The 16,148-nt window shown below is 32.0% G+C and carries 13 protein-coding genes; all 13 read left to right on the plus strand.

From position 1 onward, the window contains the following. Window positions 1-549: 549 nt before the first annotated feature. The 13 genes from BUA92_RS00145 (at window position 550) to fabF (ending at window position 16,136) form a co-directional block, all read left to right on the plus strand. Complete coding sequence (locus BUA92_RS00145) at window positions 550-4,299, plus strand: phosphoribosylformylglycinamidine synthase (RefSeq protein ID WP_073015662.1); 3,750 nt, start codon at window positions 550-552, stop codon at window positions 4,297-4,299. 21 nt (window positions 4,300-4,320) lie between these two features. After that, on the plus strand, window positions 4,321-5,031 hold the full coding sequence (gene purC / locus BUA92_RS00150) for a phosphoribosylaminoimidazolesuccinocarboxamide synthase (protein ID WP_021802327.1): 711 nt from the start codon (window positions 4,321-4,323) through the stop codon (window positions 5,029-5,031). 15 nt (window positions 5,032-5,046) lie between these two features. Further along, window positions 5,047-6,462, plus strand: a complete 1,416-nt coding sequence (purF, locus tag BUA92_RS00155) for an amidophosphoribosyltransferase (protein WP_073015664.1) — start codon at window positions 5,047-5,049, stop codon at window positions 6,460-6,462. A gap of 7 nt (window positions 6,463-6,469) precedes the next feature. Further along, window positions 6,470-7,471 carry a phosphoribosylformylglycinamidine cyclo-ligase gene (gene purM / locus BUA92_RS00160; RefSeq protein WP_073015666.1) on the plus strand — a complete coding sequence of 334 codons (1,002 nt, stop codon included), beginning with the start codon at window positions 6,470-6,472 and terminating at the stop codon, window positions 7,469-7,471. After that, window positions 7,459-8,067 (plus strand): phosphoribosylglycinamide formyltransferase, encoded by a 609-nt coding sequence (gene purN, locus BUA92_RS00165; protein WP_073015668.1) that lies wholly within the window; start codon window positions 7,459-7,461, stop codon window positions 8,065-8,067. Before purM ends, purN begins: the two co-directional genes overlap by 13 nt. Before the next feature lie 11 nt (window positions 8,068-8,078). Next, on the plus strand, window positions 8,079-9,578 hold the full coding sequence (gene purH, locus BUA92_RS00170) for a bifunctional phosphoribosylaminoimidazolecarboxamide formyltransferase/IMP cyclohydrolase (RefSeq protein WP_073015670.1): 1,500 nt from the start codon (window positions 8,079-8,081) through the stop codon (window positions 9,576-9,578). Between the two features lie 16 nt (window positions 9,579-9,594). Then, on the plus strand, window positions 9,595-10,842 hold the full coding sequence (gene purD / locus BUA92_RS00175) for a phosphoribosylamine--glycine ligase (protein ID WP_073015672.1): 1,248 nt from the start codon (window positions 9,595-9,597) through the stop codon (window positions 10,840-10,842). A 621-nt stretch (window positions 10,843-11,463) separates the two neighbouring features. Continuing rightward, a complete protein-coding gene (locus tag BUA92_RS00180) occupies window positions 11,464-11,910 on the plus strand; it encodes a MarR family winged helix-turn-helix transcriptional regulator (protein ID WP_073015674.1) in 447 nt (148 codons plus the stop codon). Between the two features lie 15 nt (window positions 11,911-11,925). Continuing rightward, on the plus strand, window positions 11,926-12,897 hold the full coding sequence (locus tag BUA92_RS00185; RefSeq protein WP_073015676.1) for a beta-ketoacyl-ACP synthase III: 972 nt from the start codon (window positions 11,926-11,928) through the stop codon (window positions 12,895-12,897). Window positions 12,898-12,927: 30 nt separating this feature from the next. Beyond that, window positions 12,928-13,149 carry an acyl carrier protein gene (gene acpP, locus BUA92_RS00190; protein ID WP_021802318.1) on the plus strand — a complete coding sequence of 74 codons (222 nt, stop codon included), beginning with the start codon at window positions 12,928-12,930 and terminating at the stop codon, window positions 13,147-13,149. Between the two features lie 59 nt (window positions 13,150-13,208). Next, on the plus strand, window positions 13,209-14,144 hold the full coding sequence (gene fabD, locus BUA92_RS00195) for an ACP S-malonyltransferase (protein WP_073015678.1): 936 nt from the start codon (window positions 13,209-13,211) through the stop codon (window positions 14,142-14,144). Window positions 14,145-14,147: 3 nt separating this feature from the next. Beyond that, a complete protein-coding gene (gene fabG, locus BUA92_RS00200) occupies window positions 14,148-14,888 on the plus strand; it encodes a 3-oxoacyl-[acyl-carrier-protein] reductase (protein ID WP_073015680.1) in 741 nt (246 codons plus the stop codon). Window positions 14,889-14,900: 12 nt separating this feature from the next. Further along, entirely contained in the window at window positions 14,901-16,136 is a 1,236-nt protein-coding gene (gene fabF, locus BUA92_RS00205) for a beta-ketoacyl-ACP synthase II (protein WP_073015682.1), read from the plus strand. The last annotated feature ends 12 nt before the right edge of the window (window positions 16,137-16,148 follow it).

The raw sequence follows: 16,148 nt of genomic DNA on the forward strand, positions 1-16,148 counted from the left end.
CTTTCAGCGTCGGTCTAATCCTTTTATTAATAAAGTTAAAAGAGGAATTTAATGAAGCTGAAAAACGTTCCTACAGGGCAGGAGTTAAAAGGAATTTAATGGAGCTTGAGAAGAAGCTCCTACAGGATAGAGGTGCACAAGTTTAGAACATCAGAAATGTAGAAGTTTAGAAGTTTAGAAGTTTAGAAAATCAGAACATCACAAACTCAGAACATCACAAATTTATAAATTTAGAAATTTAGAAATTTAGAAGTTGAGAAAAATATTTAAATGGAAGTAGGAATTTAATAAAATTGAGTAAAAGCGCTTACAATACGAATTATTATAATTAAATATGCGTTTAAAATACGTAATAAGACGAAAGAAAAATGATTTTTGGTATATTTAGTTGACTTTTTTGAAGCTCAATGGTAATCTTAGGTTGAAATAAGGTCTAAGTTAGCAGTACATGTGATATAAATTTTAATCCAATTGTACTTTGATTTTTCAAAGTCTGTTGGATAAATTTCATGCTTCATATTACTGTAAAAATACAATTGGGGGTTTATCATGTCAAAGATAAAAACTATATTTGTGGAAAAAAAATCTGGCTTTGAAGTTGAGGGAAAAGGCTTATATGAAGACTTTACCAGTAATCTATTAATTGAAGGAATAAAATCAGTAAGAGTTATAAACAAATACACAGTTGGTGATTTACAAGAAAAGTTTGAAGAAAAAGCTATAAACTCAATATTTTCCGAACCAATGGTAGATAAAGTTTCTTTAGAGAAAATTAATTTAAAAAGTGATGAATGGGGATTTTGTGTAGAATATCTTCCAGGACAATATGATCAAAGAGCAGCATCTGCTGAAGAGTGTTATGAAATATTAACAGCAGGAGAGAAGATTAAAGTTAAGTCTGCAAAAGTAATTATTATAAAAGGTGAACTATCAGAAGAAGATAAAGAAAAGATAAAATCTTATTATATAAATCCAGTTGATTCAAGAGAAGTTGAAATAAATTCAAGTGAGCTTTTCACAGTAAATTCAATTCCAGAAGATGTTAAAATCCTTGACGGATTTATAGAATTAACTAAAGAAGGAATTGAAGCATTTCATAAAGAACTTTCCCTAGCTATGACTCTAGAGGATCTTTTACTCATCCAAGAGTATTTTAAAGAAGAAAACAGAAATCCATATATTACAGAAATAAAGGTTATAGATACCTACTGGTCTGATCACTGTAGACATACTACATTTTTGACCACAATTAACAATATAGAAATTGAAGAAGGAACCTATAATAAAGCTTTAATAAATAGTTTTGAGGAATATAGAAAATCAAGAGAATATGTTTATGGAGATTCAGAAAGAGATATATGTTTAATGGACATAGCTGTTCTAGCAACTAAGGAGCTTAGAAAAAAAGGTTTATTGAAGGATTTGGATGAATCAGAAGAAATAAATGCTTGCTCAATTAAAGCTAAGGTTGAAACAGACAAGGGTATTTTTGATTATTTAATAATGTTTAAAAATGAAACACATAACCACCCAACGGAGATAGAACCATTTGGTGGTGCAGCTACATGCCTTGGTGGTGCTATAAGAGATCCACTTTCAGGCAGAAGTTACGTTTATCAAGCTATGAGAGTAACTGGATCTGGTGATCCTACAGAAAATATTAAAGATACGTTAAAAGGAAAACTTCCTCAAAGAACTATAACTTTAGGGGCAGCTCATGGATACAGTTCTTATGGTAACCAAATAGGTTTAGCTACAGGTCAAGTAGCTGAAATATACCATAACAACTATAAGGCTAAGAGAATGGAAATTGGTGCAGTTATAGCAGCTACTCCTTTTGAAAATGTTAGAAGAGAAAGACCAAATCCAGGGGATATAGTAATACTATTAGGTGGAAGAACTGGAAGAGATGGAATAGGTGGAGCTACAGGCTCTTCTAAAGAACATACTGAAGAATCTATTGAAGTATGTGGTGCAGAGGTTCAAAAAGGTAATGCACCAACAGAAAGAAAACTTCAAAGACTATTTAGAAAAAAAGAGGTTGCAAACCTAATTAAAAGATGTAACGACTTTGGAGCTGGTGGGGTTGCAGTTGCGATAGGAGAGTTAAGTGAAGGTTTAGATATAAATTTAGATAGAGTTCCTAAAAAGTATGACGGGTTAGATGGAACAGAACTTGCAATATCAGAATCGCAAGAAAGAATGGCAGTAGTTGTTGAAAAAGAGGATGCTGAAACTTTTATAAGGTATGCAGAGGAAGAAAACATAGAAGCAACAATAGTTGCAGAGGTTACAGATAAAAAAAGAGTAAGAATGTTCTGGAGAGAGAACTTAATAGTAGATTTAAAAAGAGAATTTTTAGATACTAATGGGGCTAAAGCTTATACTGATGTTAAGGTAAATCTTCCAGAGGAGAAGGCTTCTGTATTTAATAAAGAGGTTAAAGGAAGTAAGAGAGAAAACTTCCTGAAGGTTTTGGAGAGCTTGAATGTGGCTTCTCAAAAAGGATTGGTTGATAGATTTGATTCTACAATAGGAGCTAACACAGTTTTAATGCCTTTTGGTGGGGAAAGTCAATTAACTCCAGCAGAAGGAATGGCAGCTAAGGTTCCTACAGAGGATGGAACTTCTAAGGATGCTACACTTATGACTTTTGGATTTAATCCAGAGATTGGGGTATGGAGTCCATATCATATGGGATTTTATTCAGTAATAGAGTCGCTTACTAAGATGGTTTCTATGGGAGGAGATTATAAGAAAGCTTATTTAACCTTCCAAGAGTATTTTGAAAGACTAGGAACTAAAAAGGAAAGATGGGGCAAACCTTTTGGAGCTTTACTTGGAGCATTTAAGGTACAAAAAGAATTAGGGCTAGCTGCTATTGGGGGGAAAGATTCAATGTCAGGAAGTTTTGGAGATTTAGATGTACCTCCAACCTTAGTATCTTTTGCAGTAGCTTTAGAAAAAGCAGACAATATAATATCACCAGAATTTAAAAATATAAATTCTAAATTGGTTTTAGTTAAAACCACAAGAGATGATGAAGAGATGTTAAATCTTGAAGAGTTTAAAGCTAATATGGATAAAGTAGTTGAATTAATTAAAGCTAAAAAAGTTGTATCTTCCTTTAGCATTAAGTTTGGTGGCGTTTCAGAAGCTTTAGTAAAAATGGCTTTAGGAAATGGAATAGGGGCTAAGGTTTGTAATCTTTCAGATGAAGAGTTATTTAATATAAGTCCAGCAAGCCTATTACTTGAAGTTAAGGAAGGTGTAAACATAGAGGAAAGCTTTAAAGGAACTAACTTTAAGGTAATTGGGGAAACAATAGAAGAAAGAGTTATAGATGTAGATGGAGAAAAACTTCCTTTAAATGAACTAGTTAAGGTATGGAAAGATAAATTTGAAGGAGTATTTAAAAGTGAAACTTCTAAAGTTAATGAGGAAGTAAAAGCTGTTCCTTCTATAATTAAAGAGATAAAAACTCCAGTTATAAAAATAGCTAAACCAAAAGTAGTTATACCTGTATTCCCAGGAAATAACTGTGAAGATGATTGTGAAAGAGCCTTTAATAAAGCTGGTGGAGAATCAAAACAAGTTTTATTTAGAAATTTAAATAAGGATATGCTTATTGATTCTATAAATACTTTAGAGAAAGAAATAAGAAATTCTCAAATCATCATGATACCTGGTGGATTTTCAGCAGCTGATGAACCAGATGGTTCAGGTAAATTTATAGCTACAGTATTTAGAAATGAAAGAATTAAAGATGCTGTTATGGATCTTTTAAATAATAGAGATGGATTGATTTTAGGAATATGCAATGGCTTCCAAGCTCTAGTTAAGTTAGGTTTACTTCCATATGGAGAAATAAGGGATATGCAAGATTATATGCCTACATTAACTTATAACAATATAGGAAGACATATGAATTCATTAGTAAAAACTAAAATTACTTCTAAAATATCACCATGGTTCTCAGAGGTAAACTTAGGAGATATTCATACAGTTCCAATATCTCATGGGGAAGGAAGATTTGTAGCGTCAGAAGAAGTTTTAGAAGAATTAATTAAAAATGGGCAAATAGCTACTCAATATGTTGATAATGAAGGAAATGTATCTCTTAATATGCCATTCAATCCTAACGGAGCGGTAGTTGGAATAGAGGGAATAACCTCACCAAACGGAAGGATATTAGGTAAAATGGCTCATTCAGAAAGAATCGGAGAAAATTTATATAAAAATGTAGCCGGAAACTTTGATCAAAAAATATTTGAAGGTGGAGTAAATTACTTTAAATAGTAGTGGAGGAGTAGAATTATAATGGAAAAATTAGAAATGATGTATGAAGGAAAAGCAAAACAGATATTTTCTACAGAAAAAGAAGATGAAATCATAGTTTATTATAAGGATGATGCCACAGCTTTTAATGGGGAGAAAAAAGGAAGTATAGAAGATAAGGGTGCTTTAAATAATGAAATAACTTCATTGCTATTTGAGGTATTAAATGAAAAGGGAATTGAAACACATTTTATAAAAAAACTTAGCGAAAGAGAACAGCTTTGCAAAAAAGTTGAAATAGTACCTCTTGAAGTAATAGTTAGAAATGTAGCGGCTGGAAGTATGGCTAAAAGATTAGGACTTGAAGAAGGAACTGAACTTAAAACCACAGTATTTGAAATCTGCTATAAGGATGATTCATTAGGAGATCCTCTTATAAATGATTATCACGCTGTAGCAATAGGGGCTGCTAGTTTTGAGGAATTAGATACAATATATGAAATTACAGATAAGATTAATGAAGTTTTAAAAGAAGTTTTCCTAAACCTTAATATAAAGCTTATAGACTTTAAGTTAGAGTTTGGAAGATATAAGGGAGAAATAATCTTAGCAGATGAAATATCTCCAGATACTTGTAGGTTCTGGGATGCAACTACTAATGAAAAACTTGATAAAGATAGATTCAGAAGAGATCTTGGAAATGTTAAAGACGCCTATATAGAAATTCTAAACAGAATTAAAAATATTAAGTAAGAGAGAGGTTTAGTTATGCTAATTGATCCAAATGTTGACAAGTTCAAAGAAGAATGTGGTGTTTTTGGTGTTTACACAAATGGGGGAGTGGATGTAGCTAGACTTACTTATTATGGTCTATATGCTCTTCAACACAGAGGACAAGAAAGTGCTGGAATTGCGGTATCAAATGGAGAAGAGATTAAGCTTCATAAAGAGTTAGGATTATTAACAGAAGCTTTTACTGAAGAGGATATAAATAAATTAAAAGGTGATATTGCTATAGGTCATGTAAGATATTCAACTACAGGATCAACTAAGGTTGAGAATGCTCAGCCTTTACTTTCTAGTTATAAACTAGGTTCAATTGCTGTAGCCCATAATGGAAATCTTGTTAATGTAGATATGCTTAGAGGACTTCTTGAAGATGTAGGATATGTATTTCATACAACTATAGATACAGAGGTAGTAATAAGTCTTATAGCTAGAGGTGTAAATAAGGGAATAGAGGCAGCTGTTTATGATGCTATTGGAGCTATAAAAGGATCTTTTGCTATGGTTATTGAAACAAAGGATAAACTTATAGGTGTAAGAGATCCATATGGAATAAGACCTTTATGTTTAGGAAAAATAGATGAAGGTTATGTATTAACATCAGAAAGTTGTGCCTTTGATACTATAGGTGCTGAATTTATAAGAGATATTGAGCCAGGTGAAATTGTAATAATAGATGAAAATGGGGTAAAGAGCATTAGTTATTCTGAAAAAACAGGAGGACATACATGTGCTTTTGAATACATTTATTTTGCAAGACCGGATTCAGTTATTGATGGGATAAACGTTCATCAATCAAGGGTTAGGGCTGGTGAACAATTGTTTAGAGAATCTCCAATAGATGCAGATGTAGTTATAGGAGTACCTGACTCTGGAATACCAGCAGCTGTTGGATATTCAAAAGCATCTGGAATACCTTTTGACATGGGTTTTGTTAAAAATAGATATGTAGGAAGAACTTTTATAACACCAAGTCAAGAACTTAGAGAAAGAGCAGTTTCTGTTAAACTTAATCCTCTTAAGTGCAATGTTGAAGGAAAAAGAGTTGTGCTTATAGATGATTCCATAGTTAGAGGAACTACTTCAAGACATTTAATAGAATCATTAAGAAAAGCTGGGGCAACAGAAGTTCATTTTAGAGTGGCTTCGCCAGTTGTACAATTTCCATGCTATTTTGGAATAGATATTTCCTATAGAAAAGAGCTTATTGGGGCAAATAAGACGACAGAAGAAATATGTGATTTTATAGGCTGTGACTCGTTAGCATATTTAAGCCTTGATGGACTTAAAGAATCTTTAGGCAATAACAGTATTAATGGATTTTGTTTAGGGTGTTTAAATGGTAAGTACCCAGTGAGTACACCGATTGAAATAGATAAAAATTATTTGGAAAGGTAGGATCAGCATGCTAACTTATAAGGATTCAGGAGTAAATATAGAAGAAGGTTACAAAAGTGTGGATTTAATAAAAAAATACGCACAGCAGACATTATCTAGTTATGTTTTAAATGGACTTGGAAGTTTTGCAGGAATGGTTGAACTTCCAGAAGGTTATAAAAAACCAGTATTAGTTTCAGGAACAGATGGAGTGGGAACTAAGCTTGAGCTAGCATTTAAAAGCAAAAAGTATGACACTGTTGGGATAGACTGCGTTGCTATGTGCGTAAATGATATTCTTTGCCATGGCGCAAAACCCTTATTTTTCTTGGATTATATAGCTTGTGGAAAATTAGATGCAAATGTAGCTAGTGAAATAGTAAAAGGGGTTTGTGATGGATGCCTTGAGTCTGATGCTTCTCTTATTGGAGGAGAAACAGCAGAAATGCCAGGCTTCTATAAAGAAGGAGAATACGATATAGCAGGTTTTGCTGTTGGAATAGTTGATAAGGACAAAATAATAAATGGAAGTAATATAAATGAAGGAGATGTTCTTATAGGGTTAGCATCTTCTGGAGTTCATTCAAATGGATTTTCGTTAGTTAGAAAACTTTTCCCAGATATTTTTGAAAAATATAAGGGAGAAGAGATATGGAAAACACTTTTAACTCCTACAAAAATATATGTAAAACCTATATTGAGTTTATTAGATAAATATGAGATCAAAGGAATGGCTCACATAACTGGTGGAGGATTTATAGAAAATGTTCCAAGAATGTTTACTAAAGAAAATCAAACAGCAGTTATAAAAAAGGATTCATATCCACTACCAGATATTTTTAACTTGTTAATAGAAAAGGGCGCACAAAAAGATAACATGTACAACACTTTCAACATGGGGATAGGCTTTATGCTTTGTGTAAATAGAGAAGATGCTAATAAGGTTATTGAGGAATTAAATGCTTTAGGAGAAAAGGCATATGAGATAGGATATGTTAAAGCAGGAGGTGAAGGAGTTTGCTTAGAATAGCAGTTTTAGTTTCAGGAGGGGGAAGCAATCTCCAAGCTATTATTGATGGGGTTAAAGATGGTAGCCTAGATTGTGAAATTAAATATGTTATTGCAGACTCTGAGAAGGCTTACGGCTTAGAAAGAGCTAGGGTTAATGGAATAGAGGCAATAAGCTTTGATAGAAAAGAATATAAAAGGGAAATTTCAAATAAGATTTTAGAACTTATAAAAAATAAAGTGGATTTAATTGTTCTTGCGGGATACCTTTCTATATTAGATGGAGAGATATTAAAGGAATTTAGAAATAGGATAATAAATATTCATCCTTCTCTTATTCCTTCCTTTTGTGGCGGAGGGATGTATGGAATAAAAGTTCATGAAGCTGCTATAAAAAAAGGGGTTAAATATTCAGGGTGTACAGTGCATTTCGTAAATGAAGAGGTAGATGGGGGCGAAATACTTCTTCAAAAGGTTGTGCCAGTGCTTCAGGAGGATACTCCAAAGGAGCTTCAAGAGAGAATATTAATAGAAGAGCATAAAATTTTACCAGAAGCTATAAAACTTATCTCAGAAGGAAAAGTAAAAATAGAAAATGGCAGATGCTATTTAGTATAAGGAGGATAACAATGATTAAAAGAGCATTAATTAGTGTTTTTAATAAAGATGGTATTTTAGATTTCTCAAAATTTTTAGAAGCTAAAGATGTAGAAATTATTTCAACTGGAGGTACTTATAAATATTTAAAAGAAAATGGGGTTAAGGTAGTTGAAATAAATGAAGTAACTGATTTTCCAGAGATGTTAGACGGAAGAGTAAAAACTCTTCATCCTAAGATTCATGGAGGAATACTTGCAATAAGAGATAATGAAGAACATATGAAAACCATAGCTGAACATGATATTAATACTATAGATATGGTTGTTGTTAACCTATATCCTTTTTTTGAAAAGGTAAAAGAAGATTTAGAATTTGATGAAAAAGTTGAGTTTATTGATATTGGTGGTCCTACAATGCTTAGAGCAGCAGCTAAGAACTTTAAGGATGTTACTGTTATAAGTGATGTAAAAGATTATGAAAAAGTAAAAGAAGAGCTTGAAACTTCTAAGGAAGTGTCTTTAAAAACTAAGAAGCTTTTAGCTGGTAAGGTATTTAATTTAATGAGTGCTTATGATGGAGCTATAGCTAACTTTTTATTAGATGAAGAATACCCAGAGTATCTTTCAGTATCTTATAAAAAGCTTCAGGATTTAAGATATGGAGAAAATCCACATCAAAGCGCAGCTTATTATGGCTCGACTATGGTAGATGGAGCCATGAATGGTTTTGAGATCTTAAATGGTAAAGAATTATCTTACAATAATATAAAGGATTTAGATATAGCTTGGAAGGTTACCTCAGAGTTTGAAGAAACTACTTGCTGTGCACTTAAGCATAACACTCCTTGTGGAGTTGCTATAGGTGAAAATTCTTATGATGCATATATTAAGGCTTATGAATGTGATCCAACTTCAATTTTTGGTGGAATAGTGGCTTTAAATAAGAAGGTGGATAAAAAAACAGCTGAAGAGATGGTGAAGATATTCCTTGAAATAGTTGCAGCACCAGACTTTGATGAGGATGCTTTAGAGGTTTTAAGAACTAAAAAGAATCTTAGAGTAATTAAAATGAATAAGACTCCTAAGGATAAAAAGTTTATGGTAACAGTTGATGGAGGAATCTTAGTTCAAGAAGAGGACCAAAAATTAATCGATGAAATAAAGGTAGTTACTGAAAAACAACCATCTAAAGAGGAGTTAGAACAATTGATATTTGGTATGAAGGTTGTTAAATACGTTAAATCAAATGCAATTGTTGTAATAAATAACTATAAAGCAACAGGAATAGGTGGAGGACAAGTAAATAGGATTTGGCCTACTATTGATGCGTTAAAAAGAGGAGCTGGTGCAACAATATTAGCTTCAGATGCCTTCTTCCCATTTAGTGATATAGTTGAGGAAGCTTCAAAAAATGGTATTAAAGCGATAATTCAACCAGGTGGATCTATGAGAGATAAGGATTCTATAGACAAATGTAATGAGCTTGGCATAAGCATGGTGTTTACTGGAATAAGACATTTCAAACATTAATTTTTGGAGGGGCTTTATGAAATTATTATTAATAGGTGCAGGTGGAAGAGAACATGCAATAGCTTGGAAACTTGCTAAAAATGAAAAGGTAGAGAAGATATATGTAGCTCCAGGCAATGGTGGAACTGCTTTAGAAAATAAATGTGAAAACATAAATATTACAGATCTAGATGAACTAGTTAGTTTTGCTAAAGAGAACGACATATATTTAACAGTAGTTGGACCAGAGGAACCACTTATAAATGGAATAGTAGATAAATTTAAAAAGGCTTCTCTTAAAATATTTGGACCAGAACAAAAAGCTGCTATGCTTGAAGGCAGCAAAAGCTTCTCTAAGGAGTTTATGCAGAAATATGGGGTTAAAACAGCAGGTTATAAAGAGTTTTATGATCATCTAAAAGCTTTAGAGTATTTAAACCAATCAGAATATCCTTTAGTAGTAAAAGCTGATGGACTTGCAGCAGGTAAAGGGGTAAGTATATGCTTTACTAAAAAAGAAGCTGAGGATGCTATATATAGCTTTATGGTTGATGATATATTTAATGGGGCAGGCAAAAAAATAATAATTGAGGATTTTCTTGAGGGGATAGAAGCTTCAATTATATCTATAGTAGATGGAAATACCATAGTTCCGTTTATATCAGCAAAGGACCATAAGCAGATTTTTGACGGCGGAAAAGGACCTAACACTGGTGGTATGGGAGTTATTGCTCCAAATCCATTTGTAACTGAGGAAGTGTTAAAGGATTTTAATGATAATATTTTAATACCAACTTTAACTGGAATCAAAGAAGAGAGATTTGATTATAGAGGAATAATCTTTTTTGGAATAATGATAACTAAAAAGGGTGTGGAACTTCTAGAATACAATGTAAGAATGGGAGACCCTGAAACTCAAAGTCTTTTATCATTAATGGAAAGTGATTTATTAGAGCTTATAGAAGCATCCTTAGAGGATAGATTAGAAAGCTTTCCTATAGAGTGGATTAATGGAACCTGTGTAAATGTGGTTTTAGCTTCAAAAGGTTATCCAGGAGACTATGAAAAAGGAAAAATTATAACTATAAATGAAGAAGTGAAAAACAATGTATTTGTAGCTGGTGGAAAAATTCAGGATGGAAGTTTAGTTACATCCGGAGGAAGAGTTTTATCAGTAGTAGGAATAGCAGAAACACCAGAACTTGCAAAAAAAGAAACTTATAATAAAATTCAATCAGTTAAATTTGAGGGAATGTATTATAGAAATGATATTGGGGAAATATAGACATACATTTTAAGTTAAAAAAGTGTTGCGTAATAATTTACACAGCACTTTTTTGTTTTGTAAAAGGATTAAAATAGGTGACAAAAAAGCGTGTTAGTAAATTAATAAAAATATTAGAGATTTGTTGACAATGTATACAATTAACTAGAAAATTATAAGAGTTATTTTATTAAATCCTTAAAAACTTTCACATATTTTGGTGCTTTAATTCATTGACTTCACCATATGATAATAGTATAAAGAATATGAGAGTACTATTCAAAAGGAGATGGGATTATGATTAAAGTAAAAGAATTTATAAAAAAGATTGTAAAGAAATTTAATTTTACTCATCAGGAATTAATGCCAAGAGATTTGAGAGATGTAATAAGAGATAGAAGATTTTAATATAGAACTAATAGTAGTTATTATTCTTGAGCCCTTAGGGGCTCATTTTTTTATAATGAAGATTAAATAATAAAAGTTAACAAATTTTCAATACTTGGTAAATTATTATCTTTTCAGTTGACAAAGTATTTTAACTATAGTATATTTTGATTATCAAAATAAATGCTTTGATTGTCAAAGTATACATGGGGAATAAATAAGAAGACTTTCTTAATTAACAAAGGAGAGGGGTTAATGGATTATAAAGAGCGTGTGATAAACGAGCTTTTAGTACATATATTTAATGACATACTACTAATTGAACAGAAAACTTTAAGAACAGGTCCTTTAAATGATCTGTCAGTAACAGAAATACATACTATAGAAGCTATTGGAATGTATAAACCTAGAAACATGTCAGAGGTAGCTGGAGATTTGAAAATAACTTTAGGTACACTTACTACAGCTATAAATAAGTTAATAAAAAAAGGGTATGTAGATAGACAGAGAATTGAAGAGGATAGAAGAGTAGTTCAAGTTCAATTAACTAAAAAAGGAAAGCTTGCCTATAGGCTTCATGAAAAGTTTCATAGCGATATGATTAAAGATGTGGTTAAGGGTTTAGACCCAGCACATGAGGAAATTCTAATAGAATCTCTTAATCAACTAGCTACCTTTTTTAAGGAGAAAAATAATTTTTAATAAAAGGAGATCTTTATGTTATACAGTAAGATGCTTTCGATAGGGGGATATGCACCCTCTAATGTAGTTATAAATGAAGATTTAAGCAAGATAATGGATACATCAGATGAATGGATAATCAGTAGAACTGGAATTAAAGAAAGAAGGATTTCCGAAACAGAAGATTGTTCTGACTTAGCTTATAATGCAGCTAACATAGCACTAGAAAAGTCTGGTGTTAAAGCAGAGGATTTAGACTTAATAATAGTAGCAACAGTATCGCCTGATGCATTTTGTCCATCCGTAGCTTGTTTAGTTCAAGATAAACTTAAAGCTGTAAATGCAACTGCTTTTGATTTAAATGCTGCTTGTTCAGGATTTGTATATGGATTAATAACAGCAGATGCTTTAATAAAAACAGGTAATTATAAAAAAGCCTTAGTAATAGGATCAGAGGTCCTATCAAAGCTTGTTGATTGGGAAGATAGAACCACAGCAGTATTATTTGGAGATGGAGCTGGTGCTGCAATACTTTCTGCATCAGAAGAACAAGGCTTAGTTTCAGGAGTTACAAGTTCTAAAGGAGATAAGTGGATGCACTTAACTGCTGGAGCATTAGATGTAGCTTCACCATTTTCAAAGATTGAAGAAAAAAAGAAAAAGACTTTATCAATGAATGGAAGAGAAGTATTCAAATTTGCAACAGGAGTTATGGTTGAAAACATCAATAATGTTCTTGAAAAATCAGGATTAACTTTAAATGATATTGATCACATAGTTCCACACCAAGCAAATGTTAGAATAATAGATTTTGTAGCTAAAAAATTAGAGCTTCCTTTAGAAAAGTTCTATATTAACTTAGATAGGTATGGAAATACCTCATCAGCCTCTATACCATTAGCTTTAAATGAAATGGATAGCAAGGGATTACTTAAAAAAGGTCAAAAGATTATTTTAGTAGGTTTCGGCGCTGGCTTAACCTCTGGTGCCTTAATTATAAATTGGTAAAATACACTTAAATTTTAGGAGGATATTAAAATGGTATTTGAAAAAATAAAAACTATAATAGCTGAACAATTAGGAATCGAAGAAGAGAAGGTTACAATGGAAACAACTTTCGAAGATTTAGGAGCAGATTCATTAGATTTATTCCAAGTAATCATAGAATTAGAAGAAGAGTTTGGAATTCAATTAGAAAATGCTGAAAACATAAAAAGCGTAAGTGACGCAGTACAATATGTTAATGAGAAAATAGCATAAGAACAATTACCCTTAAAGTCAGATAGTTAATATCTGACTTATTCAATAGGAGGATAAGAATGAACAAAATAGCTTTTTTATTTGTAGGTCAAGGAGCACAATATTCAGGAATGGGAAAAGACATCGCTGAAAAATATCCTGTTTCTATGGAGGTTTTTGATAAAGCAAATGAACTTTTAGGTTTTGATATCAAGGAACTTTGTTTTAGTGGAAGTAAAGAAGAATTAAATAAAACAGAAAATACTCAACCTGCAATATTAACTACTACTTTAGCAACTTTAAAAGCACTTCAAGAAGAAGGTATAAAAGCAGAAGGTGCTGCAGGTTTAAGTTTAGGAGAATACTCTGCTTTAGTTTATAGTGGAAGTTTAAAATTAGAAGATGCTATACCACTTGTAAAAAAAAGAGGAAGATTTATGCAAGATGAAGTTCCTATAGGTATAGGTGGAATGTTAGCTGTACTAAACTTAAAAGAAGAAGTAATAAATGAAGTAATAGATAAAGTTAAACATAACGGAATTATAGAAGTAGCTAATTATAACTGTCCAGGACAGATAGTTTTATCTGGTGAAAAGAAGCCAATAGATGAAGCTGTAAATATTATTAAAGAACTTGGTGGAAGAGCTATGCCACTACCAGTATCTGCACCTTTTCACAGCTCAATGCTAAAGGGAGCTGGAGATAAATTATATGAAGAATTAAAAAATATAGAGGTTAATGAAACTAAGGTAAAAACCTATAAGAATTTGACAGCAACACCTTATGAACAAGGTGAAAATATAAATGAAGTTTTAAGAAAACAGTTGATGAGTTCAGTTAGATGGGAAGAAACCATGAAGAATATGATAGCTGATGGTTTTAATATATTTATTGAGATTGGACCTGGTAAGACTCTAAGTTCATTCTTAAGAAAAATAGATAGAAATGTTAAAACATTTAATGTTGAAAATTTAGAGAGTCTTCAAAAAACTATTACAGGATTAAAGGAGATTTAATATATGTTAAAGGGTAAAACTATAATAGTAACTGGAGCTAATAGGGGAATAGGGAAAGCTATAGCTTTAAAACTAGGTAAAATAGGTGCTAATGTCATTGTTAACTATAGAAGTAATGAAAAAGAAGCTTCTGAAGTAGTAGCTGAGATAAAAGAATTAGGTGGAGAAGCATCTATGGTTAAAGCTGATGTATCTAAATATGAGGATGCTGAAAACCTAATAAGCGAAGCTAAAAACATATATGGCAGCATATATGGGGTAGTTAATAATGCAGGAATAACAAAGGATACTCTAATACTTAGAATGAAAGAAGAAGACTTTGATGCAGTTATAAACACTAACTTAAAGGGAACATTTAACTGCTGTAAAGCTGCAACACCACATCTAATAAAAGCAAGACAAGGAAGAATAGTTAATATTTCCTCTGTAATAGGATTAATAGGAAATGTAGGACAAATAAATTATGCAGCATCTAAAGCGGGAATATTAGGAGTGACTAAATCTTTAGCTAGAGAAATAGGGGCTAGAGGAATAACCGTAAATGCTATAGCTCCTGGATTTATCGAAAGTGATATGACAGAAGTTTTAGCAGATAAATATAAAGAAGACATTCTTAAAAATATTCCACTAAAAAAACTAGGAAAAGCAGAAGATGTAGCTAATGCAGTAGCATTTTTAATGTCAGAAGAAAGTCAATATATAACTGGCCAGGTTCTAAATGTTGATGGCGGAATGGTAATGTAAGGAGAGAAAATGATGGAAAATAGAGTAGTTATAACGGGAATGGGAGCTGTGACTCCTATAGGCAATAATGTAAATGACTTTTGGAATAACTGTAAAAATGGTGTTAATGGGGTAGATTTTATAAAAGCTTTTGACACTACTGAATTTGAAGTTAAAATTGCTGCTGAAGTTAAAGACTTTACAACTGATGGAGTAATAGATAAAAAAGAAGCAAGAAGAATGGATAGATTTTCTCAATTTGCATTAGTAGCTTCAGATGAAGCTATAAAAGATGCTGATTTAGATTTAGAAAAAGTTGATAGAGATAGACTTGGAGTTATTATAGGTTCTGGTATAGGTGGATATAATACTATGGAGACAGAATTCTTTAAGCTTTTTGAAAAAGGACCTAAAAGAGTTTCTCCACTATATATTCCTATGGCAATTAGCAATATTGCAGCTGGAAATGTGGCTATAAAATATGGAGCTCAAGGTATATGTACATCTGTTGTAACTGCTTGTGCTTCAGGAACTAATTCTATAGGTGAAGCTTATAGAAACATTAAACATGGATATAGTGATATAATAATAGCAGGTGGAACAGAAGCCCCTATTACAAAATCAGGAGTATCTGGTTTTACAAATATGAAGGCATTAAATAGCTTAAATGATGTTAATAGAGCATCAATTCCATTTGACAAAGATAGAAGCGGTTTTGTTATAGGAGAAGGCGCTGGTATACTTATAATTGAAAGCCTTGAACATGCACAAAAAAGAGGAGCTAAAATCTATGGTGAAATAGTAGGTTATGGTTCTAACTGTGATGCATACCATATTACATCTCCAGCACCAAATGGTGAAGGTGCAAAGAAGGCTATGAAGTTAGCTATAGATGAAGCTGGAATAAAACCAGAAGATATAGGGTATATAAATGCTCATGGAACTTCAACACCTTATAATGATAAGTTTGAAACATTAGCTATTAAGAATCTTTTTGGAGAGAAGGCGTATGATGTAGCTGTTTCTTCTACTAAATCTATGACAGGACATCTTTTAGGAGCTGCAGGAGCAGTAGAAGCTATTGTATGTTTAAAGACTATGGAAGAAGGATTTATACCTCCAACTATAGGTTATAAAGAAAAAGATGAAGAATGTGATTTAGATTATGTACCTAACGTAGGGAAAGAAAAAAATGTTGAATACACATTATCTAATTCTCTAGGATTTGGTGGGCATAATGCTACTTTAGTTATTAAAAAGTGGAGTTAGGAGTTTTTTAAT

The sequence above is a fragment of the Clostridium intestinale DSM 6191 genome (genome assembly GCF_900130055.1).
In the GTDB taxonomy this organism is placed as follows: Bacteria; Bacillota; Clostridia; order Clostridiales; family Clostridiaceae; genus Clostridium_T; species Clostridium_T intestinale.

Excerpts from the sequence above, each read along its gene's own strand:
- fabF (WP_073015682.1), top strand. The coding sequence starts at position 14,901 with ATGGAAAATAGAGTAGTTATAACGGGAATGGGAGCTGTGACTCCTATA.
- purC (WP_021802327.1), top strand. The coding sequence starts at position 4,321 with ATGGAAAAATTAGAAATGATGTATGAAGGAAAAGCAAAACAGATATTT.
- BUA92_RS00185 (WP_073015676.1), top strand. The coding sequence starts at position 11,926 with ATGTTATACAGTAAGATGCTTTCGATAGGGGGATATGCACCCTCTAAT.
- acpP (WP_021802318.1), top strand. The coding sequence starts at position 12,928 with ATGGTATTTGAAAAAATAAAAACTATAATAGCTGAACAATTAGGAATC.
- purM (WP_073015666.1), top strand. The coding sequence starts at position 6,470 with ATGCTAACTTATAAGGATTCAGGAGTAAATATAGAAGAAGGTTACAAA.
- BUA92_RS00145 (WP_073015662.1), top strand. The coding sequence starts at position 550 with ATGTCAAAGATAAAAACTATATTTGTGGAAAAAAAATCTGGCTTTGAA.
- purD (WP_073015672.1), top strand. The coding sequence starts at position 9,595 with ATGAAATTATTATTAATAGGTGCAGGTGGAAGAGAACATGCAATAGCT.
- purF (WP_073015664.1), top strand. The coding sequence starts at position 5,047 with ATGCTAATTGATCCAAATGTTGACAAGTTCAAAGAAGAATGTGGTGTT.
- fabD (WP_073015678.1), top strand. The coding sequence starts at position 13,209 with ATGAACAAAATAGCTTTTTTATTTGTAGGTCAAGGAGCACAATATTCA.
- fabG (WP_073015680.1), top strand. The coding sequence starts at position 14,148 with ATGTTAAAGGGTAAAACTATAATAGTAACTGGAGCTAATAGGGGAATA.
- purH (WP_073015670.1), top strand. The coding sequence starts at position 8,079 with ATGATTAAAAGAGCATTAATTAGTGTTTTTAATAAAGATGGTATTTTA.
- BUA92_RS00180 (WP_073015674.1), top strand. The coding sequence starts at position 11,464 with ATGGATTATAAAGAGCGTGTGATAAACGAGCTTTTAGTACATATATTT.